Below are 19862 nucleotides of genomic sequence, written 5' to 3'. Positions count from 1 at the left end.
GGGCAGCTTCCGCACGCCCCGCTCACAAACCGAACAATCGAAGGAGACCCCGCATGAGCACGCTCACGACCACCGCCCGCCCCGAACGCTTCCACGTCACCTGGAACCAGACCGGCGCCCGACACCGACGCGCCTTCAGTACCACCGCCGACGCCTTCCGCGCCACCCGGCCGCAGGCACCGAAATCCTCGTCCGTGAGCACCGTCCTGCACGACTGGGCATCACAGCGGGCCTGGGCCAGCGCCACCCGCAAGCGCGTCGACCATCTCATCCACGAACTCATCGACCCCCGGCTCGGGCCCATCCTGGCCGACGACCTACGCCCCCGCCAGATCCGAGCCTGGTTGACCTGGCTCGACACCGAACGCCGCTACAGCCCCGCCACGATCCGCCGGAACTTCTGCGTCCTACGAGCAGCTCTCGACTGGGCGGCAGACAACAAGATCATCGCCGCCAATCCGTGCACCAAGGTCGCCCCGCCCCGCGTACCCCGCACCCAACGCGCCACCGCCCTCACCCGCCTGACCCCGCCGAGCACCACCCCGCCGGCCCACCACCGCCGACACCGGCCACTCGCCGAACTCCGGCAGATCCTCCACAGCTCCGCCACCGCCGAAGAACTCACCGCCTACCTTCGACACCTCAACCCCAGTTCTGCCGCCCACTAGGGCACGACCCCGGAACGCAAAACAGCGCCCGGACCAGCTCGCGACGAACTCCCGTCGCCTGCCAGTCCGGGCGCTTTTCTATGTCCACAGGGCTTCAAGCACAGCTTCGCCGGGATGGGCATCCCGGTCACCACGGCCGGCCACAGGCCACCTCACCAGGACGAACATCTGATCCAGCCAGCCTCCCGGCCGAGCCCGCGCCCTTCAACCCAACAATCGATATATGTACATTATTGATCCACGAGCCCAGGATTTCCCCAGGATGACAACCGAAACCAGGCAAGATCAAGTCAAGGCAAATTCAAGATCCAAAACGGCTCGATAGTGCCATCTAGCTGGGAAAACATGCCCCTACAAGCCCTTGAGCAGCTGCCTTGCCATCACGATCCGCTGCACCTGGTTGGTGCCCTCGTAGATCTGCGTGATCTTCGCGTCGCGCATCATCCGCTCCAGCGGGAAGTCGACGGTGTACCCGTAGCCCCCCAGCAGCTGCACCGCGTCCGTCGTGATCTCCATGGCCGCGTCCGAGGCGAAGCACTTGGCCGCCGCGCCGAAGAACGTCAGGTCGGCGTCCCCCCGCTCGGACTTGGCCGCCGCCACGTAGGTCATCTCGCGCGCGGCGGTCAGCTTCATCGCCATGTCCGCGAGCATGAACTGGATGCCCTGGAACTCCGCGATGGCCTTGCCGAACTGCTTGCGCTCCTTGACGTACGCCGCCGCGTGGTCCAGCGCGCCCTGGGCGATCCCCACGGCCTGGGCGGCGATGGTGACCCGGGTGTGGTCGAGGGTGCGCATCGCGGTACCGAAGCCGGTGCCCTCCTCGCCGATCATCCGGTCGAGCGGGATCCGGACGTTGTCGAAATAGACCTCGCGGGTCGGGGAGCCCTTGATGCCGAGTTTCTTCTCCGGCGCGCCGAAACTGACCCCCTCGTCGCTCTTTTCGACCACGAAGGCGGAGATGCCCTTCGAGCGTTGGGTGGGATCGGTCACGGCGAACACCGTGTAGTACTCCGACACGCCCGCGTTGGTGATCCACCGCTTCGCGCCGTTGAGCACCCAGTGGTCCCCGTCGCGCACGGCGCGGGTCTTCATGGAGACCGCGTCGCTGCCGGCCTCGGGCTCGGACAGGCAGTAGGAGAACATGGCGTCCCCGGCGGCGACCGGCGTCAGGTACTTCGCCTGGAGCTCCTTCGAACCCGCCAGCAGCAGCGGCAGGGTGCCGAGCTTGTTGACGGCCGGGATCAGTGAGGAGGACGCGCAGACCCGGGCGACCTCCTCGATCACGATGGCCGTGGCCAGGGCGTCCGCGCCCGCGCCGCCGAACTCGACGGGGATGTGCGGGGCGTGGAAGTCGCTGGCGCGCAGCGCGTCGTAGGAGGCCTTGGGGAACTCGCTGTTCGCGTCGGCCGAGGCGGCGTGCGGGGCGACCCGCGCGGCGCAGACCTCGCGCACGGCGTCCCGGATCGCCCGGTGCTCCTCGGGAAGTTGGTACACGTCAAAGTCCGCCACCGCGGCTCCTCCTCCTGAACGCCCGTTCAGATCGGGCCTGTCGTATGTGAGGATACTGACGGGTAACCATCAGTGCTAGGCGACTCCCCATCCTCACCGACTATTCTCACCGGGATAGCCAGCCTGCGAAATGGAGAAAAGGCGTGACTGTCCCTTACCTCAGCAGCCCGAGCGTTCCGCCGCAGGCCCAGGTAACACCACCTTCGGGCGCCCCGCGCCCCCGCCTGACCTTCCTCGGTACGGGTTACCTCGGCGCGACCTACGCCGTCTGCTACGCCGAACTCGGCTACGAGGTGATCGGCTTCGACGTCGACGAGGACAAGATCGCCAAGCTCAGCGACGGTAAGGTGCCGTTCCACGAGCCCGGCCTGGACGAGCTGCTCCGGAAGAACCTGGCCTCGGGCCGGCTGCGCTTCTCCACCAGCTACGAGGAGACCGCCGAGTTCGGTGACGTGCACTTCATCTGCGTCGGCACCCCGCAGCGCGCGGGCGGTCTGGGCGCGGACCTGTCGTACATCGAGTCGGCCGTGACCGGAATCGCCCCGTTCCTGAACCGTAAGGCGCTGATTGTCGGTAAGTCGACAGTTCCGGTCGGTACGGCCACCTGGGTCGAGGAGCTGGTCGCCAAGTCCGCGCCGGAGACCTCCGAGGTCGAGGTCGCCTGGAGCCCGGAGTTCCTCCAGGAGGGCTTCGCCGTCGAGGACGTGCTCCGGCCGAACCGGATCGTCGTCGGCGTGAAGACCGAGTGGGCCGACGCGATGCTGTACGCGGCGCACAAGGGCGTCTTCGACCTGGCCGCCACCGAGGACCGCGAGGTGCCGGTGGTCACCACCGACTTCGCGACCGCCGAGCTGGTCAAGGTCGCCGCGAACGCGTTCCTCGCCACCAAGATCTCGTTCATCAACGCGATGGCCGAGGTCTGCGAGGTGTCCGGGGCCGACGTGACCCACCTGGCCCGCGCGATCGGCCACGACCCGCGGATCGGGAACAAGTTCCTCCAGGCCGGCCTCGGCTTCGGCGGCGGCTGCCTGCCCAAGGACATCCGGGCGTTCCAGGCCCGCGCCCAGGAGCTGGGGGCCGGCGAGGCGCTGCGCTTCCTGCACGAGGTCGACCTGATCAACCTGCGCCGCCGGACCCGGGTCGTCGCCCTGGCCGCCGACCTGCTGGGCCGCCCCGCCGGTCCCGCCGGCCCGAACCTGACCGGCCTCAAGGTCGCGGTGCTCGGGGCCACGTTCAAGGCCAACACCGACGACATCCGCGACGCGCCCTCGCTGGCCGTCGCCGCGATGCTGAACAAGACCGGCGCGCGGGTCGTCGTGTTCGACCCGCAGGGCATGGACAACGCGCGCAAGGCCCTCCCCGACGTGGAGTACGCGGAGAACCTGCACGCGGCCGTCACCGACGCCGACCTGGTGTGCGTGCTCACCGAGTGGGCCGAGTTCCGCAACGCCGACCCGGAGAGCCTGGGCGCGCTCGCCGCGAGCCGCAAGGTGATCGACGGGAAGAACTGCCTCGACGCCGCCCAGTGGCGGGCCGCGGGCTGGGACTACCGGGGCATGGGCCGGCCGTAGTTTTCCACGGAAAGGGGTGTTCCCGTCACGGGGACACCCCTTTTTCGACGGGTACCGGCGCGGTGCGGCTTCTTCTGCTACTTGGTGCCCGTGTGCCGGACCTGGCGGGCGTGGCGGGTCACGTCGCGCCGGAGGATGTCGGCCAACTTCACCGGGGCGGCCCCGGCGATGGCCTTGCGCTCCGCCTCCCCGACGGCCAGCCAGACGTCCTTCATGAACGGGAACGCCGGCATCACCAGCCCCCGGTGGCACTCCTCGATGTACACCCGGACCGGGTCGTCCGGCCGGAAGGTGTCCAGGGCCGAGCGCAGCACCGGCGGGCGGCGTTCCAGGGCCGCCAGGGTGAGCCCGACGTCCTCCCGGGCCAGGTACTCCCCCACCAGGTCGACCGCGAGTGCCTTGTTGGGCGCGGCCTTCGGCACGTACACCCCGTACACCGAGGTGAACGGGCGGGCCGGCGCGCCGTTGGCGAACCCGGGCACCGGGGACGCGCCGATCCGGAGCTGCCGGTCGGAGGGCAGGTCCCGGTTGACCTCGTCCACGTCGTTGAGGCTGCGGGACGCGCAGACCAGGTACGGGGTCCGGCGTTCCACGAACATCCGCATCGCCCGGTCCCGGTCCACGGTGTTGCGCAGCACCTGCTCGCCCCGGTCGCCGAGGGCCCGCAGCCGGGCCAGCGCGCCCCGCCAGTCGCCCGGCATCACCTTCGACGGGTCCCAGGAGCCGTCCGGGTGCTGGCCGAACAGGGCCGCGCCGGCGCTGGAGACCAACGGCCACACGTGGTACGGGTCGCCGTCCGGGCCGACCTGCAAGGCAAGGGGCACCTCGGAGTTGATGCTCCGGGCGTGCGCGAGGAGTTCCTCCACAGTGGCCGGCGCGTCCGGGGCGAGGTCGGTGTTGCGGAGCAGGACGGCGGTGTCGAAGTCCGTCGGCACCCCGTACAGCACGCCGTTGTGGGTCATCGCCGCGAGCGCCGTGGCCGAGAACCGGCTCCGCTGCTCGCCGGTCAGCACGATCGGCTCGACCAGGCCCCGACCGGCGAGCCGGCCCAGCCAGTCGTGCGGCCCGACCAGCACGTCCGGCGTGCGCCCGGCCCTCGCGGCGGCCTCGAACTGCGCGGCCAACTGCTCCACGTTCTCGTCGAACCTGCCGCCCGGCGAGCCGCTCTCGAACCGGACCTCGATGCCGTACATCCCGCTGAAGTCCAGCTCGATCCGCGCCCGGAGCACCTCCACCCTGCGCCGCTCCGCCCACACCACCAGCTCGGGCTTCAGCCGCTCCAGCCGGCCCTGCTCCCGCAGCCAGAACCGGTCCCGGTCGTCCTTGAACAGCACCCGGACCCGGTAGTCGTCGGACCTGGGCCGGGGCTCGCCGGGCACCAGCCGGTTCACCGAGGACCGGACCGGCGCGCTGACCCGGGCCCCGCCGGCGACACTCGGCCAGGAATGCTTCTCCGTCCAGCCGTGCAGGCGGTGGCTGACGGTGACGTTCGGCAGGTAGATCGGCAGCTCGGACGTGTTGCCGACGAACACCCGCGCGCCGACCCCCCCGGCGGAGGACTCCCACCACGCGTGCACGAGGTCGGCCTGCTCGGCGGATTTCGGCACGGCGGGCGTGCGCCTCAGCTGCACGTACGCGATGAAGGCGGCGGCGATGGTGACCAAAAGCCCCAGAAGGGCGAGCACGTCGCCGGACGGCAGTTCGAGGGCTAAAGTCACCGCCTCAAATTAACAAGGTGCCCGTTGTGTTCACCACGCCCGAATGGTGGACGTAATGGTTGCGCCGATAGACGACGATGAACCGGTGAGTACCTATCCCTGCCCAGGTTGCGGCACCGAGGCCGACAGCGTGGCCGGCTGCCCCGGTTGCGGCCGCCCCGCCGACCCGCTCGCCGTGGAGTTGACCGAGCTGACGGGCCGGATCCGAGGGCTCGCGGCGACCATCGCCGATCTCCAGGGGCGGCTGGGCGGGGCGGTGGCCGAACGGAACGCGGCGGTGGAGCGGCATACCCGGCTGTTGCATCAGCTCAAGATCCGACAGGTGGCGGAGCAGCGGGGGGCGCGGTCGTGGGCGCCCGGGGCGCTGCCGGCGCCGGGGGCGTATCCGGTTCCCGGGTCGGGTGTTGTGCCTGTTCCCGGGGCGGGTGGCGTGCCTGTTCCGGGTTCGGGCGGCGTGCCGGTTCCCGGTTCTGGCACTCAGCCCGCGACCGGGCCGGGCACCAGTCCCTTCACCGCGCCGGACAGTGGTGCGGGCTCCGTTTCCGGCACGGCTCCGGGCTCCGGCACCGTGCCCGGCACGGGTGCGGCTCCCGGCTTCGGAGAGGTCCCGGTCACCGGCCCGGGCACGGCTCCGGCGTTCGGCCTCGGCGGTCCCGGTGCCGGCGGTCCCGGGCAGGGTCCGGTCACCGGTCGGCCCGGCGGCTTCGGACCGGCCGGTCCGCACGGGCACCCCGGCCAGCCCGGCCAGCCCGGCCAGCCCGGCCAGCCCGGCCAGCCCGGCCAGCCCGGCCAGCCCGGACACCTCGGCCAGCCCGGTTGGCCCGGCGCGCCCGGCGCGCAGCCCGTCGCGCCCGGCGCCGTCAAGGCCGTCTCCGCGCAGAACGTGCTGCTCATCCTCGGCGGGGTCCTGCTCGGCATCGCGGCGATCGTGTTCGTCGTCGTCGCGTGGAGCACGTTCGGGCTGGCCGGGCGGGCGCTGCTGCTCGCCTGGGTCACGGCCCTGTTCCTGATCGCGCCGGTCCCGCTGGCCCGCCGCCAGCTCACCGCCACCGCTGAGACCCTGGCCTCGGTAGGACTCCTGTTGATACCCCTCGACGGGTACGCGGCCCGGATCGCCGGCTTCACCCCCTGGCCCCCCGCCGGGTACGCGGCCGGAGTGTTCGCCCTGACCGCCTGCGCCGCCGGTGCCTACGCGGCGGCCACCCGGCTCCGCGCCCCCGCCATCGCCACGCTGCTCGCCGTCCAGCCGATCGCGCCGCTCCTCGCCGGCCAGCTGCACGCGCCGGCCGCCGGCTGGTCCCTCGCGTTCACCCTCACCGCCGCCATCAACCTGGCCGTAGCCTGGCCCCTGTTCGGCTCCACCGGGGCACAGGGATCCAGCCCAGCAGCCGGAACCTGGGCCGGCCCGGGAGCTGGAGCCGGCGCTGGAACCGGATTCGGGGGCAGCACCCAAGCCGAGGCCGGCACGGGAACCAGGGCCGGGGCCAACGCACAAGCCGGGGCCGGGGCCGACCCGGGCGCCGGAGGCCGGGTCGGCGTAGGGGCACAGGCCGGACCGGGCGCCGGAGTCGGCACGGATGCCATTGCTGGCACACAATCCGGGGCCGGCACAGGAAGCGGGGCCGGGCCCAGCGCGGGAGTCGGGGCAAGTGGGTTCCCGGGGCTGGTGCGCTGGTGCGCCGCCGGGCTCGGTGGGTTCGCGCTCACCCTGGGCGGCCTGTTCGCGCTGCCGCCGCTGCTGTTCGGGGACACCACCGGCACGCTGCGGGGCGCGGGGGCCGGGCTCGCCGTGGCGGCCGTGCTCGCCGCCGCGACCCTCGCCGGGCGGGGGGTCGCGCGGGGCGTGTTCGCCGGGCTGGCGGCCGCACCCGTCGTGGTCGTGGCCGCGCGGCTGATCTGGGTCGGGCTGCCCGACCACCGGCTGATCGGCGTCGTCACCGTCGCCGCGCTCCTGCTGCTCGCGGCCGGTCGGCTGCCCCGGCCGGCGCGCACCGGAGCCCTGGTCGCGACCGGGGTCGGCGCCGGCGCGGCGGGGCTCGCCACGGTCGCCTCGGCCCTGTACACCGGCGCCGCCGCCATCGTCGGGGTGTGGCCGGTGTGGCGGGGCGCTCCAGGCTCGTACCAGGCAAAAGTCCTTGATCTGGGTACTCTCGACTGGCAGTTGCCGGCCGCGCTCGCCGTCAGCACGGCGGCCGTGCTGGTCGTCAGCAGGTGGCGGGACTCGCTCCTCGTCGGCGGCGCGCTGGTGGCCCTGTGCGCCCCGGCCGTCCTCGGCGCTCCCTACTGGACGGTGCCGGCCGTCACCGGGCTCGCGGCGGGCGGCCTCGGCCTGCGCGCGCTCCGCCAGCCGCTGTGGCTGCTCGGCGCGGTCCCGCTGGGCCTGCACGCCGTGGCCGTCTGCCTGGGTACCCCGACCGCGACCGCCGCCGCCCTCGCCGGGGTCGTGGTGACCACCGCGGTCGTCGCCGCCCTGGGCTTCAAGACCCCGCTCGTCGGGCCCCTGGCCTGCGGTGTCGCCCTGAGCACCCTGCCCGGTTTCGCCGCCGTCACCGCGCACGCGGCCGGCAGCTCCGACCGGTGGGCGGGCCTCGCGGGCCTGGCCGCCGCGACCGTGGCCCTGGGCGGGGCGTTCGCGCTGCGCGGCACCCCCCACGTGCGGGCCGCCGCCATCGCCGTCGCCGTGGGCAGCACCGCGGTCACCTTCGCCACCGTCTTCACCGACGAGCCGACCACGCTGTACGCCGCCTACGCCGCCGTCCTCAGCGTCGCCGCGAGCCTGCTGCCGCCGGTCCGCAACCCGTGGCTGCTCCTCCGGCCGGCCGTCCCGCTGGTCTGGGCGGCGGGCGGCACCCTGCCGGCGCTGGCCCTCACCCTGTTCGGGCCCTGGGCGCAGCTGCGCGAGGTGTGGCAGGGGCCGGTGTCGCCCGGCACGGGCGTCGGCCCCCGGGACCTGTACGTGCTCGGGGCGGTGGCCGTGGCGACGACCCTGGCCGGGTACGGACTGCTCGGCAGGCGGGCGCTCACGGCCCTCGGGCTGCCCTTGGGCGCCCTGGTGGTCCTGACGGCCCCGGTGGCGCTCGAAACGCCGTGGCCGGTCGCGGCGGTGGTCGCCCTCGCGCTGGGCCTCGGGTGCGCGTCGTACGCCGCGCTGCGGGTCGAACGGTTCGACGGCGTCGCGGCCGTACTGGTCGTCGTCGCGGCACTCGCGACCGGGGCCGGGGCGGCGAGCCTGCTGGCGACCCGGGCCGGGACGTTGTCCGCGCTCGGGGCCCTGCTCGTGGCCGGTGCCGTGGCGGTGCTCGGCGGGCGGTCCGTGGCGGGTCGGGCCGCCGGGTGGGTGATCGGGTCGGTGGCGTTCCTGGCGCTGCCGCCGGTGGCGTGCGCGGCGGCCGACGCCGGGCGGCTGTGGCAGGGGTATTCGCTGCTCGGCGCCGCTGTGGCACTGTTCGGGATCGCGGCACTGGCAGCCAGGCTGTCCGGGCCGGCGCGGCCGGAGTTGGCCGTGCTGCCCGAGGTGTTCGGCTGGGCCGGGGCCGTGATCGCCGTGGCCGGCCTGCCCACGCTGCGGTCCGCCGCGATCGGGTGCGCCGTCTGGGGGGCCGCGCTCGGCGTGGCGGCGCTCCGCCGGGACCGGGGCCGGGCGTACGCGCTGGCCGCCGTGCTCAGCGAGACCCTCGCCTGGTGGCTGCTGCTGGGGGCCGCCCGGGTGGGGACGCCGGAGGCGTACACGCTGCCGCCCGCGCTGGCCGTCCTCGGCCTCGGCGTGTGGACCGCCCGCAAACGCCCGGAACTGCGCAGCTGGATCGGGTACGGCCCCGGACTGCTCGGCGCGCTGCTGCCCTCGCTGGCCTGGTCCCTGCCGCCGGACGCCTCGGTGGTCCGCCGGGTCGCGCTCGGGGCCGCCGCCGTGGTCGTCGTCGTGTTCGGCGCCCGGGCCCGGTTGCGCGCGCCACTGGTGATCGGCGCGGGCACGCTGCTGGTCCTCGCGCTGCACGAGCTGACCCTGATCTGGGGCTGGGCTCCGAAGTGGATCCCGCTCGCGCTGGGCGGGGTGCTGCTGATCGCGTTCGGGGCGACGTACGAGAAGCGGCGGCGGGACCTGCGCAGGCTGCGGGAGACGTACACGTCGTTCCGGTGAGCCCGGTGCGGCGCTCTCTCCGGAGGGTGCCGCACCCGGCGGACGGAACTGCCCGACCCGGCCCGCACCGTGCGGCCCGGCACCACCGCACCGGGTTCGGCGACTCCCGGTGTTCCGGGCTCGGTCAGGTGGCGACGCCGCCCGGCCAGGAGCGCGGAAATGTGTGGGCCCCGGGGCTCGGAACTTGGGACGGCCGAACCGGGCGTTGAACGCGAGACCGCCCGGCCGGGCATCGAAGCCCCGGCGGGCTTGGCCCGCCCGAGCCGTTAGAGCAGGGACTGGCGGAGAGCGGCGTCCTTGCGTTCCACGAGTTCGCGCAGCTCGACCTGGAAGTCCTGCATCTTCTTCAGCAGGGTCGGGTCCGCGACGGCCAGGATCCGCACCGCGAGCAGGCCGGCGTTGCGGGCGTTGCCGATCGACACGGTGGCCACCGGGATGCCGGCGGGCATCTGCACGATCGAGAGCAGGGAGTCCATGCCGTCGAGGTGCCGGAGCGGGACGGGTACGCCGATCACCGGCAGCGGGGTCAGCGACGCGACCATGCCCGGCAGGTGGGCCGCGCCGCCCGCCCCGGCGATGATGACCCGGATGCCCCGGTCGGCGGCCTCGCGGGCGTAGCTGAGCATCTTGTCGGGGGTCCGGTGCGCGGACACGACGGAGACCTCGTAGCCGACGCCGAACTCGTCGAGAGCCTCACCGGCCGCCTTCATCGTGGGCCAGTCGGAGTCGCTGCCCATGATCACGCCAACAGAAGTCACTGTGTCCCCCTATGCCCCGCCGGGGCCGTGGTGTTTCGCGAGGGCCAGCGGACCCCGCGCCGTTGCGGATCCACCTGCCCCCTGGTGCTCGTGCGTCTCGCCCGGATCACGACGCGGTCCGACCCGGTCGCGATGCCGACGGTCAGGTAGGCGCCGCCCAGGTCCGCCCAGCGCTCGTGCGCCCCATCCACGGCCACGGCATGATCCGGGCCGGCCATATCGACGTGGAACTCGCCGAATCGCGTCCCGGCCGCGCGGAGCGGCGTCGGTGCGGGACATGAGGCGCTCGGGTGTGCGACGGCCGCGGACGTCAGGGGCCGGGTTACCCGGCCGGCCTGTGGTCCGCGCGCCGCCGCCGGGCTCATCTGCCCTCTTCCAGCCACTGTGCCGCGCGCCGGGCCCGGGCCCGTACGTCGGCGAGGTCGGAGCCGAAGGCGGTCACGTGTCCGATCTTGCGGCCGGGCCGGACCTTCTTGCCGTACAGGTGGATCTTGACGGCGGGGTCCTCGGCGAACAGGTGGTGGATGCGCTCGTCGACGGAGATCCCGCCGTCGGGGCCGCCGAGCACGTTGGCCATCACGACCCACGGCGCGGTGAGCGTGGTGTCGCCCATCGGGTAGTCGAGGACGGCGCGCAGGTGCTGTTCGAACTGGGAGGTCCGGGCGCCCTCGATGGTCCAGTGCCCGGAGTTGTGCGGGCGCATGGCGAGTTCGTTGACGACGAGGCCGGTGGGGGTCTCGAACAGTTCGACGGCGAGCAGGCCGACGACGCCCAGTTCGGTGGCGATCCGGATGGCGAGCTGCTGGGCCTCCAGGGCGCGCTCGGCGGACAGGTCCGGGGCGGGGGCGATGACCTCCACGCAGATGCCGTCGCGCTGCACGGTCTCCACGACGGGGTACGCGGCGACCTGGCCGAACGGCGAGCGCGCGACCAGCGCGGACAGCTCGCGGACGAGGTCGACCTTCTCCTCGACGATCAGCCGGGTACCCGCGTCGATCATGGGCGCGACCTCGGCGGGGTCGGAGACCACGAAGACGCCGCGGCCGTCGTACCCCCCTCGGGCGGTTTTCACGATCACGGTCTCGCCCTGGGCGAAGTCGGTCAGGTCGGCCAGCGTGCCGACGGGGGCCCACAGCGGGATCGGCGCGCCCAGGGCGGTGAGCCGCTCGCGCATCACCTGCTTGTCCTGGGCGGCGATCAGGGCGTCGGCCCCGGGGAAGACCTTGACGCCCTCGGCGGCCAGCGTCCGGATGTACTCCGTGGGCACGTGCTCGTGGTCGAACGTCACCACGTCGCAGCCCTTGGCGAACCGGCGCAGGGCGTCGAGGTCGGTGTGCTGGCCGATCTCGGTGTCGGGGGCGACGAGGGCGGCCCCGTCGTCGGGTGCCGCCGCCAGCACCTTGAGTGACTGACCAAGGGCGATCGCCGCCTGGTGGGTCATGCGGGCCAACTGGCCACCGCCCACCATGCCGACCACGGGGAGTCCTGTTCGCGCGTCCATCGCTGCTCAGCGTAGGCGGTGGCCGTTCGGGGGGCGTCCGGTGGGGCACCCGGACGGCCGTGTCGACATTTGGGACTAATTAGACAGAGGCATATCCCGTAGTCCCAGTGTCGCGTTGTGTGGTCGGACCCCGAGCCGAAAGTTAACCATGACTGTCGATACTCCGGTCAGCGACGCGGAACTCATCGTCGCGGCCCGCAAGGGTGACGCCGCCGCCTACAGCAACCTCTACAGCCGCCACGTGGGAGCCGCCCGCCGGCTCGCCCGGGTGCTCGTCCGCGACACCGCCGACGCCGAGGACCTCGTCGCCGAGGCGTTCGCGAAGGTACTCGCCGCGCTGCGCCGGGGCGGTGGCCCCAAGGACGCGTTCCGGGCGTACCTGCTGACCAGCCTCCGGCACGTCTGCTACGACCGTGCCCGCCGCGACAAGAAACTGCTCCTCACCGACGACATGGCCGTCATCGACCACGGTGAGACGTTCGAGGACCCGGTGGTGACCCGGGCCGAGCAGACGTACGCCGCGCGCGCCTTCGCCAAGCTGCCCGAACGCTGGCGGATGGTCCTCTGGCACACCGAGGTCGAGGGCGAGTCCCCCGCTCAGGTCGCCCCGCTGCTCGGGCTCACCCCCAACGGGGTGTCCGCGCTGGCGTACCGGGCCCGGGAGCGGCTCAAGCAGATCTACCTCCAGGAACACTTAGCCGAGAGCCCCACCGAGTGCCACTGGGCGGCGGAGCGGCTCGGCGCGTACGTGCGCGGCGGACTGGCCGGCCGGGACTCCGACAAGGTGCAGCGGCACCTGGGCGGGTGCGCCGGCTGCAAGCTCCGGCACGTCGAACTCATGGAGATCAACTCCAGTATCCGGGTCGTCATCGGGCCCGTGGTGCTGGGCGGGGCGACGGTCGGGTACCTGGGGCTGAGCGCCGGCGGTACCAAGATCATGGTCGGGGGTTGGATCGCCGCGCACTGGTTCGCCCTGGTCGGCTGGGTGCGCCGGCTCGGGACCCGCAACCTGGCCATCGGCGGCGGGGCGACGGCCGTGGTGGCCGCCGTGCTGGTGCTGATCCTGGTCTCCGGCGACCAGAAGCCGCCACCGGACGCGGCCCTCGCGCCGACCGTGCCGCAGCCCGTCGTGGTACCGCCCCCGCCGGTGGTCGTGCCGCCGCCGCCCGCGGAACCACCCCCGCCGGTCGAGTCGACCCCCGCGCCACCGCGCCCGACCCCGCCCGCCCCGGCCCCCGCGCCGGTTCCGGTGCCCGGGGACTTCGAGGTGGCGCCCGCGCTGGACGGCGGCGGGTTGTCTGCGGGTGGGCCGGGCGAGTTGCCGGTCACCGTCCGGGACCCTCGGCCGGCGGGCGTCGCGGCCCGGTCGATCAACATGGACATCCGTGACGTCACGGAACCCCGTGGTGAGTCGGGGCCGGTCACCGAGGCCGCTGCGGTCCCGGCTCCGGCCGGGGCGGCCCCGGGGTTCCCGATCGCCGCCACCGGATCCGACCGGGCTGACCCGGCTGACCGGGCTGACCGGGCTGACCGGGCTGACCGCGAACGGTCTCGCCTGTTCGCCACCGGATCCACCGGATCCGACCGGGCCGATCGCGAACGGATCCGCGCCTTCGGCCCGGAGGGCACCGACGACCGAGAGCCGACCCCGCCGCACCCCGCGTCGGCCCGCACGCCCGACATCAACCCGCCGGCCAGCCCCCTGGTCCCCACGGAACCGGGCAGCGACTCCGGCCTCCCGTCGCCCCAACTGCACCCCGCGCCAACCCGCGCCCTCATCCCCACCGAACCCGGCAGCGGCTCCGGCGCCGGCTCCGCCGCGCCCCCCATCGAGAACGCCGAGGCCCCCCCGCCCGTCACCCCGGTCACCCTCACCCTCGACCTGCCACCCCAGTTCACCCTCACCGCCCCCGACGCCGGCGAAGGCTGGACCTGCACCAAAACCACCACCATCACGTGTACCAGGCCCCCACTGGCCCCCGGCGCGTCCAGCACCGCCCGGGTCAAGCTCACCGTCACCGCCGACGCCTCGGGCTTCTACCCGGTCAAACTGTCGGTAACCGGTCTCGGCCGGCGCGGCCAGGCCGACGTGCGGGTCGCGGTGGCCCCCACGGGCACCCGGGTCGGGTACGCGGTCGCCGGCACCCCGTCCGCCGTCGCCCTGGCCGGCAACACGCTGCTGTCCTGCACCCCGCGCCCGTGGTGCCGGACGACGGCCGAGGACAACCAGGACGCGGTGATGGCCCCGTACCGGGCACCCGGCGCGCCCGCCGGCCCCGAGCAGGGTTCCAGCGGGGCCCGGCTGACCATCCCGGCGGGCGCGAAGATCCGCTGGGCGGGCCTGTACTGGGCCACCTCCCAACGCGCCGCCCCGTACTCGGTCCAGCTGAACGGCAGCACGGTCACCGCCGACGGCCGGAGCACCGTGCAGAACGGGTCCCGCAAGCTCGGCCAGGCGTATGCCGAGGTCACCGACCTGGTGCGCGCCGGGACCGTCTGGGTGTCGGCGAGCGGCCTGCCCACCGGCGTCGGCGAGTACGCCGGCTGGGGTCTCGCCGTGGTCTACGAGTCGCCCGGCCCGCTCCGCGACGTCGCCGTCTACCAGGGCCCGACGGCCCTGCGGCACGGCCCGCTGAGTGTCCGGGTGGCCGGCACCAGGGTCAGCGCGGACCTGCTGCTCTGGGACGGCGACGCCCCGCTGGAGGAGGACACCCTGTCCCTCGGCGGGACACTGCTCGCCGACAACGTGGGCCACAGCCGCTCCGCGACCGCCCTGGAGGGGTACGACTGGCGCACCTACGGCGTGGACGCGGCGCACTTCGAGACCGGTCTGTCCGGCGCGTCCGTTGTCACCCTGCGGCCCGGGGAGGACCCGATGGAGCTCGGACTGCTGGCGGTGAGCGTCAACCGGTAGAATCCCAACGATGTCGACCGAGTTGACGTCCACCCCGCCGCGGAACTTCGTGCTGCGGCTCTACGACCGGTTCGCCGGGCTCGTGCGCGAGCTGGGCAAGTTCGGGGTCGTGGGCGGGATCACGTTCGTCGTCGACTCGGGGATCTACGCCGCGGGCCTCGCGCTGGGCTGGAACACCTACGCCGCCAAGACCCTGGCCGTGGCCGTCGCCGCGACCCTGGCCTTCCTCGGCAACCGGTTCTGGACCTGGCGCGACCGGCCGAAGTCGGGCCTGCACCGGGAGTACCTGCTGTACTTCCTGTTCAACGCGATCGGCCTCGGCATCGCGCTGGGCTGCCTGTGGCTGAGCCACTCGGCGCTCGGCTCGGTGTGGCCGAACGTGTTCGAGACCGAGATCGCGGACTTCATCGCGGCGAACGTGTTCGGCCTGGTCCTGGGCACGATGTTCCGGTTCTACGCGTACCGGCGCTGGGTGTTCGTGGCGGCGGAGTAACCGCCCCACATTTGGTGACGCAGGACAATTACTCGACTCCGGAGAGTATCCTCACAAAGCTCCCAGCTCCGGGTCACTGCCGCGCCGAGGCAGTACCCCGTATGGTTGGTCGGTGCGTCCTATCCTCAAGCTGGTTCCCGAACGGTGGCACGGCCTCGCCCGCGAGGTCGCCAAGTTCGGCGTCGTCGGTGTCATCAACACGATCGTCAGCTTCGGCGTGGCGAACCTGCTGCTGCACACCGTGTTCCAGCACGGCGAGGTCAAGGCGGCCACGGCCGGTTCCCTGATCGCCACGGTCTTCGCGTACCTGATGAACAGGTTCTGGACCTACCGGCACCGCCCGAGCGGCTCGCTCCGCCGGGAGTACGCGCTGTTCTTCTTCTTCAACGCGGTCGGCATGGGCATCACGGCCCTGGTCACCTGGATCACGAAGTACCCGCTGGGTCTCGACGGCGTCGCCGCCTTCAACGCCGCGCAGGTCGTCGGCCTGGTGCTGAGCACCATGTTCCGGTTCTGGGCCTACCGGACGTTCGTGTTCCGGCAGGCCCCGGTCGTGCCCGAGCCCGAGCTGGCCTCGCGCTAGAGCCGCTGACCCGGCCCCGCCGCTCAGAACCGCACCCCACGCCCGGAGGCCGCACCACGCGGCCCCCGCCGCTCAGATCCCGTCGTCGTCGGTCGTCCGCCGGTCGTGATCGTCCTCCACCAGCTGGTACAGCGTGCTCTGCACCTGCTCCACGCTGGGGATCTCCTTCAGGGTCACCTGACCGTTCTCGCCGGCCGACTCCACCACGAGCGTGCCGCAGCCGAGGATGCGCTCCAGCACGTTGTGCGAGAACGACACGTCGTTGATCCGACTCAGCGGCACGTCGCGGCCGTGCCGGGACAGGATGCCGTCGCGGAGCAGCACCCGGTGGGTGGTGAACACGTAGTGCGTGGTCCGCCAGCGCAGGAACGGCACCAGCACCCAGACCAGCAGCGCGATCAGCCCGAAGGCCGCGAGCACCAGCAGGACGACGTGCGCCCAGCTCTCGTCGGGCAGCGCGACCGCGGCGAACGCGAGGGCACCCACGACCAGCAGGAACACCAACCCGGGCCGGACCATGGTCTTCCAGTGCGGGTGCAGGTGGACGACGACCTGCTCATCGTCGGCGAGAACCTCATCGGGGAACGCCACCGCCAGCCTCCTGAATGGTGATGTCGCGGCGTGGACGCGCTGAGTCTAGGTCCTGACGTGCACCACGTCACCCGCCGCGACGGGGATCCGTCCGCCGTCGTGCTCCAGTACCAGCCGGCCGTCGCGGTCGATCTCCACGGCGGTGCCGGTGAGGGTGCGCCCGCCGGGAAGCTCCGCACGCACGGTCAACCCCAAGGTCACACACTTTTCCGAGTACTCCGCGAGCAGCCGGCTGGCCACCGGATCCCCACCGGCGTCGTTCCAGGCCGTGTACCGGGTCTCGAAGGCCCGCAGCAGCGCCTTCACCAACGGCCCCCGGTCGGTGAGCGGCGCCCCCGCCAGGACGAGCGAGGTGGCGTCGGGGCGGGGCAGCTCGTCGGCGCGGAGGGACACGTTGAGCCCGATGCCGATCACGACGGCCCCGTCGACCACCTCGGCGAGGATCCCGGCGCACTTGCGGCCCTCGATCAGCAGGTCGTTGGGCCACTTCAGGCCGCCGACGCCGACCGCCTCGACCAGGGCCACGCCCGCGAGCAGGGGCAGCCAGCTGTACCGGGCCACGGGCGCCGTGGGCCGGACCAGCAGGCTCAGCGCGATCCCGGCCCGGGCCGGGGACTCCCACTGCCGGTCGAGCCGGCCGCGACCGGCGGTCTGCCGCTCGGCGATCAGCACGGTGCCCTCGGGGGCCCCGGCGCGCGCCCGGTCGGCGAGGTCCGCGTTGGTGGAGCCCGTTTCGTGGAGTACCTCGATGTTCGTCCAGATCGATCCCGGGCGCAGGAGTGACCGAACTAACTCCGTTTGCCGCAAAGGCGGCCGCTCCAACTCCTTGTATTCACTCACGGGTAACAGCCTAGGATCAGGTCCGTGACCGATGCGCCCGACCGCCACACGACCGCCGGCAAGATCGCCGACCTGCTGCACAAGTACGACGAGGCCGTGCACTCCGGCTCCGCCCGTGCCGTGGAGAAGCAGCACGCCCGCGGCAAGAAGACCGCCCGCGAGCGCGTCGACGCCCTGCTGGACAAGGACTCCTTCACGGAGCTGGACGAGTTCGCCCGGCACCGGTCGACGAACTTCGGCCAGGAGAAGAACCGGCCCTACGGCGACGGCGTCGTCACCGGCTACGGCACGGTCGACGGCCGCCCGGTCTGCGTGTTCGCCCAGGACTTCACGGTCTTCGGCGGCTCCCTCGGCGAGGTGTTCGGCGAGAAGATCGTCAAGGTGATGGACCTGGCGATGAAGACCGGCTGCCCCGTGATCGGCATCAACGACTCCGGCGGCGCCCGGATCCAGGAGGGCGTCGCCTCCCTGGGCCTGTACGGCGAGATCTTCTTCCGCAACGTCCGGGCCTCCGGGGTGATCCCGCAGATCTCCCTGATCATGGGCCCGTGCGCGGGCGGCGCGGTGTACTCCCCCGCGATCACCGACTTCACGGTCATGGTCGACCAGACCTCGCACATGTTCATCACCGGCCCCGACGTGATCAAGACGGTCACCGGCGAGGACGTCGGCATGGAGGAACTCGGCGGGGCCCGCGCGCACAACACCAAGTCGGGCGTGGCGCACTACCTGGCCACCGACGAGGACGACGCCGTCGAGTACGTCAAGACGCTGCTGTCCTACCTCCCGTCGAACAACCTGGACCCGGCCCCCGTGTTCGACGCGCCGGCCATCCTGGACGTCACCGACGAGGACCGGACCCTCGACACCCTGATCCCGGACTCGGCCAACCAGCCGTACGACATGCACAAGGTCATCGAGGCCGTGCTGGACGACGGCGAGTTCTGCGAGGTCCAGCCGCTGTTCGCGCCGAACATCCTGATCGGCTTCGGCCGGATCGAGGGCGCCCCGGTCGGCGTCGTCGCCAACCAGCCGATGCACTTCGCCGGCTGCCTGGACATCGACGCCTCCGAGAAGGCCGCGCGCTTCGTGCGCACCTGCGACGCGTTCAACATCCCGGTACTCACCTTTGTGGACGTTCCGGGTTTCCTGCCCGGCACCGGTCAGGAGTGGGACGGCATCATCCGGCGCGGCGCGAAGCTCATCTACGCGTACGGCGAGGCCACCGTCCCGAAGCTCACGGTCATCACCCGCAAGGCCTACGGCGGCGCGTACGACGTCATGGGCTCCAAGCACCTCGGCGCCGACCTGAACTTCGCCTGGCCCACCGCCCAGATCGCGGTCATGGGCGCCCAGGGCGCGGTCAACATCCTCTACCGGCGCGAACTGGCGGCGGCTTCCGATCCCGAAGCGGCCCGCGCCCAGTTCATCGCGGACTACGAGGAGACGCTGGCGAACCCGTATGTGGCGGCCGAGCGCGGCTACATCGACTCGGTGATCCCGCCGTCGTCGACCCGGGTTCAGCTGGTGAAGGCGCTGCGGACCCTGCGCGGCAAGCGGGAGACGCTGCCGCCGAAGAAGCACGGGAACATCCCGCTGTGACCGGGACCGAAGCCGGGCCGGGGGCCGGGGCTGGCGCGCCGGCCGTCACGGTGCCGGCGATCACCGTGTCGGGGAATCCGACCCCGGAGGAGCTGGCCGCCCTGGTGGCGGTGTTGTCGTCGCGCCCGTCAGCGGCGGAGGAGCCGGCCCCTGCCGGGTTCACCCCGTGGCGGGCGAGCGCCCTGCCGGCGCCGCAGAGGGGTTGGCGGTCCAGCGCCCTCCCGCGCTGACCCGGCGACCGGCCCTCCAGCCGAAGCGTTCACCGTCAGCCTTGCCGGCGGCAAGCGTTCGCCGTCGACGTTGCGGCGGACCGGCCAGGCGGCGGTGGCAGTTTCCGGTCGGCCGGCCGGGTCGGCTAGCCGAGCGCCGTCTCGTAGCCCAGGTGCCGGCCGTGCGCCGGCATCGTCATGACACTCACCTCGACGGGTACGTCCCCGGCGGCGAGCAGCAGCCGGCACAGCACGAGCACGGGCTCCCCTTCGCCCAGCGCGAGCGCCACCCGCTCCTCCGGAGTGGGCATCCGCGCGGTCACGTCCTCGCGCGCCCGCGCCGGGACGTGGCCGAGCGCGGCGAGCAGCGTGACCGCCCCGCCGGGGATCCTCCGGTGCTCGGCAAGTCGGTTACCAGCGGCGATGTGCACCGGGTAGTACGAATCGGTCAGCTCGACGGTACGGTCCCCGACCCGCATCACCCGCCGCCGCACCACCACCCGCGCGCCGGCCGGCAGCCCCAGAGCCGCCGCGACATCGGCCGGGGCCCGCACCTCCGCCACCTCGGTGAGCTGCTGCGACCCGGTCAGCCCGGCGTCGGCGAGTTCCGCCGTCCACGCGTCGGGCTGGCCGGCCGCGCGCGGCAGCAAATAGGGCAGAGAAGAAGCGGACCATCGAGGGGTACCGGACACCTGTCGCTCCTCAGTCGATTCCGTGGACGTGACCCGCACCGCCGGGGCCGGGCCGGGTCGTGTCCTGCCAGGTCG

Annotated in this window: 15 protein-coding genes; 8 read left to right on the top strand and 7 right to left on the bottom strand. The window is 72.8% G+C overall.

Features of this window, described 5'->3' with window-relative positions; all coding sequences use genetic code 11:
- Nucleotides 1–53: 53 nt before the first annotated feature.
- Nucleotides 54–668 carry a phage integrase SAM-like domain-containing protein gene (locus AB0M43_RS34665; RefSeq protein ID WP_363730876.1) on the top strand — a complete coding sequence of 205 codons (615 nt, stop codon included), beginning with the start codon at nucleotides 54–56 and terminating at the stop codon, nucleotides 666–668.
- A gap of 351 nt (nucleotides 669–1019) precedes the next feature.
- Here AB0M43_RS34665 and AB0M43_RS34660 read toward each other — a convergent pair whose 3' ends face one another.
- Nucleotides 1020–2177, bottom strand: a complete 1158-nt coding sequence (locus tag AB0M43_RS34660; RefSeq protein ID WP_363730873.1) for an acyl-CoA dehydrogenase family protein — start codon at nucleotides 2175–2177, stop codon at nucleotides 1020–1022.
- A 143-nt stretch (nucleotides 2178–2320) separates the two neighbouring features.
- Here AB0M43_RS34660 and AB0M43_RS34655 point away from each other — a divergent pair, with 143 nt between their 5' ends.
- Complete coding sequence (locus tag AB0M43_RS34655) at nucleotides 2321–3748, top strand: UDP-glucose/GDP-mannose dehydrogenase family protein (protein ID WP_363730870.1); 1428 nt, start codon at nucleotides 2321–2323, stop codon at nucleotides 3746–3748.
- A 77-nt stretch (nucleotides 3749–3825) separates the two neighbouring features.
- Here AB0M43_RS34655 and AB0M43_RS34650 read toward each other — a convergent pair whose 3' ends face one another.
- Complete coding sequence (locus AB0M43_RS34650; RefSeq protein ID WP_363730868.1) at nucleotides 3826–5466, bottom strand: extracellular solute-binding protein; 1641 nt, start codon at nucleotides 5464–5466, stop codon at nucleotides 3826–3828.
- Nucleotides 5467–5551: 85 nt separating this feature from the next.
- On the opposite strand from AB0M43_RS34650, the gene AB0M43_RS34645 reads away from it, so the two are divergent.
- Complete coding sequence (locus AB0M43_RS34645) at nucleotides 5552–9604, top strand: hypothetical protein (protein ID WP_363730865.1); 4053 nt, start codon at nucleotides 5552–5554, stop codon at nucleotides 9602–9604.
- A gap of 266 nt (nucleotides 9605–9870) precedes the next feature.
- Here the strand turns inward: AB0M43_RS34645 and purE are convergent, their stop codons facing one another.
- Both purE and AB0M43_RS34635 read right to left on the bottom strand, forming a co-directional pair.
- Nucleotides 9871–10362 (bottom strand): 5-(carboxyamino)imidazole ribonucleotide mutase, encoded by a 492-nt coding sequence (purE, locus tag AB0M43_RS34640; RefSeq protein WP_363730862.1) that lies wholly within the window; start codon nucleotides 10360–10362, stop codon nucleotides 9871–9873.
- A gap of 361 nt (nucleotides 10363–10723) precedes the next feature.
- Complete coding sequence (locus AB0M43_RS34635; RefSeq protein ID WP_363730860.1) at nucleotides 10724–11863, bottom strand: 5-(carboxyamino)imidazole ribonucleotide synthase; 1140 nt, start codon at nucleotides 11861–11863, stop codon at nucleotides 10724–10726.
- Nucleotides 11864–12011: 148 nt separating this feature from the next.
- Here AB0M43_RS34635 and AB0M43_RS34630 point away from each other — a divergent pair, with 148 nt between their 5' ends.
- The 3 genes from AB0M43_RS34630 to AB0M43_RS34620 all read left to right on the top strand — a co-directional run bounded on the left by AB0M43_RS34630 (nucleotide 12012) and on the right by AB0M43_RS34620 (nucleotide 15853).
- The gene (locus tag AB0M43_RS34630) at nucleotides 12012–14777 is read left to right on the top strand and encodes a sigma-70 family RNA polymerase sigma factor (protein WP_363730857.1); all 2766 of its coding nucleotides are present in this window, start codon (nucleotides 12012–12014) and stop codon (nucleotides 14775–14777) included.
- 10 nt (nucleotides 14778–14787) lie between these two features.
- Nucleotides 14788–15270 carry a GtrA family protein gene (locus AB0M43_RS34625; protein WP_363730855.1) on the top strand — a complete coding sequence of 161 codons (483 nt, stop codon included), beginning with the start codon at nucleotides 14788–14790 and terminating at the stop codon, nucleotides 15268–15270.
- 112 nt (nucleotides 15271–15382) lie between these two features.
- Nucleotides 15383–15853, top strand: a complete 471-nt coding sequence (locus AB0M43_RS34620; RefSeq protein WP_363730853.1) for a GtrA family protein — start codon at nucleotides 15383–15385, stop codon at nucleotides 15851–15853.
- Between the two features lie 72 nt (nucleotides 15854–15925).
- On the opposite strand, the gene AB0M43_RS34615 is transcribed toward AB0M43_RS34620, so the two are convergent.
- The gene (locus tag AB0M43_RS34615) at nucleotides 15926–16444 is read right to left on the bottom strand and encodes a PH domain-containing protein (protein WP_363730850.1); all 519 of its coding nucleotides are present in this window, start codon (nucleotides 16442–16444) and stop codon (nucleotides 15926–15928) included.
- A 45-nt stretch (nucleotides 16445–16489) separates the two neighbouring features.
- Nucleotides 16490–17293, bottom strand: coding sequence for a biotin--[acetyl-CoA-carboxylase] ligase (locus AB0M43_RS34610; protein ID WP_363731155.1), 804 nt, complete (start codon nucleotides 17291–17293; stop codon nucleotides 16490–16492).
- 15 nt (nucleotides 17294–17308) lie between these two features.
- Here AB0M43_RS34610 and AB0M43_RS34605 point away from each other — a divergent pair, with 15 nt between their 5' ends.
- Together AB0M43_RS34605 and AB0M43_RS34600 are read left to right on the top strand one after the other, a co-directional pair.
- A complete protein-coding gene (locus tag AB0M43_RS34605; RefSeq protein ID WP_363730848.1) occupies nucleotides 17309–18886 on the top strand; it encodes an acyl-CoA carboxylase subunit beta in 1578 nt (525 codons plus the stop codon).
- Complete coding sequence (locus AB0M43_RS34600; RefSeq protein WP_363730847.1) at nucleotides 18883–19116, top strand: acyl-CoA carboxylase subunit epsilon; 234 nt, start codon at nucleotides 18883–18885, stop codon at nucleotides 19114–19116. Before AB0M43_RS34605 ends, AB0M43_RS34600 begins: the two co-directional genes overlap by 4 nt.
- Before the next feature lie 125 nt (nucleotides 19117–19241).
- On the opposite strand, the gene AB0M43_RS34595 is transcribed toward AB0M43_RS34600, so the two are convergent.
- On the bottom strand, nucleotides 19242–19787 hold the full coding sequence (locus AB0M43_RS34595) for a UTRA domain-containing protein (RefSeq protein WP_363730846.1): 546 nt from the start codon (nucleotides 19785–19787) through the stop codon (nucleotides 19242–19244).
- Between the last annotated feature and the right edge of the window lie 75 nt (nucleotides 19788–19862).

This window comes from Longispora sp. NPDC051575, assembly GCF_040681875.1.
Classification (GTDB): Bacteria; Actinomycetota; Actinomycetes; order Mycobacteriales; family Micromonosporaceae; genus Longispora.
The sequence above is the reverse complement of the archived record's forward strand: the minus strand, read 5'-3'. Positions and strand labels throughout refer to the sequence as shown.

Bases quoted from the DNA above. Each gene is read 5' to 3' on its own strand.
- AB0M43_RS34665 (WP_363730876.1), top strand. From the start codon at position 54: ATGAGCACGCTCACGACCACCGCCCGCCCCGAACGCTTCCACGTCACC.
- AB0M43_RS34630 (WP_363730857.1), top strand. From the start codon at position 12,012: ATGACTGTCGATACTCCGGTCAGCGACGCGGAACTCATCGTCGCGGCC.
- AB0M43_RS34625 (WP_363730855.1), top strand. From the start codon at position 14,788: ATGTCGACCGAGTTGACGTCCACCCCGCCGCGGAACTTCGTGCTGCGG.
- AB0M43_RS34635 (WP_363730860.1), bottom strand. From the start codon at position 11,863: ATGGACGCGCGAACAGGACTCCCCGTGGTCGGCATGGTGGGCGGTGGC.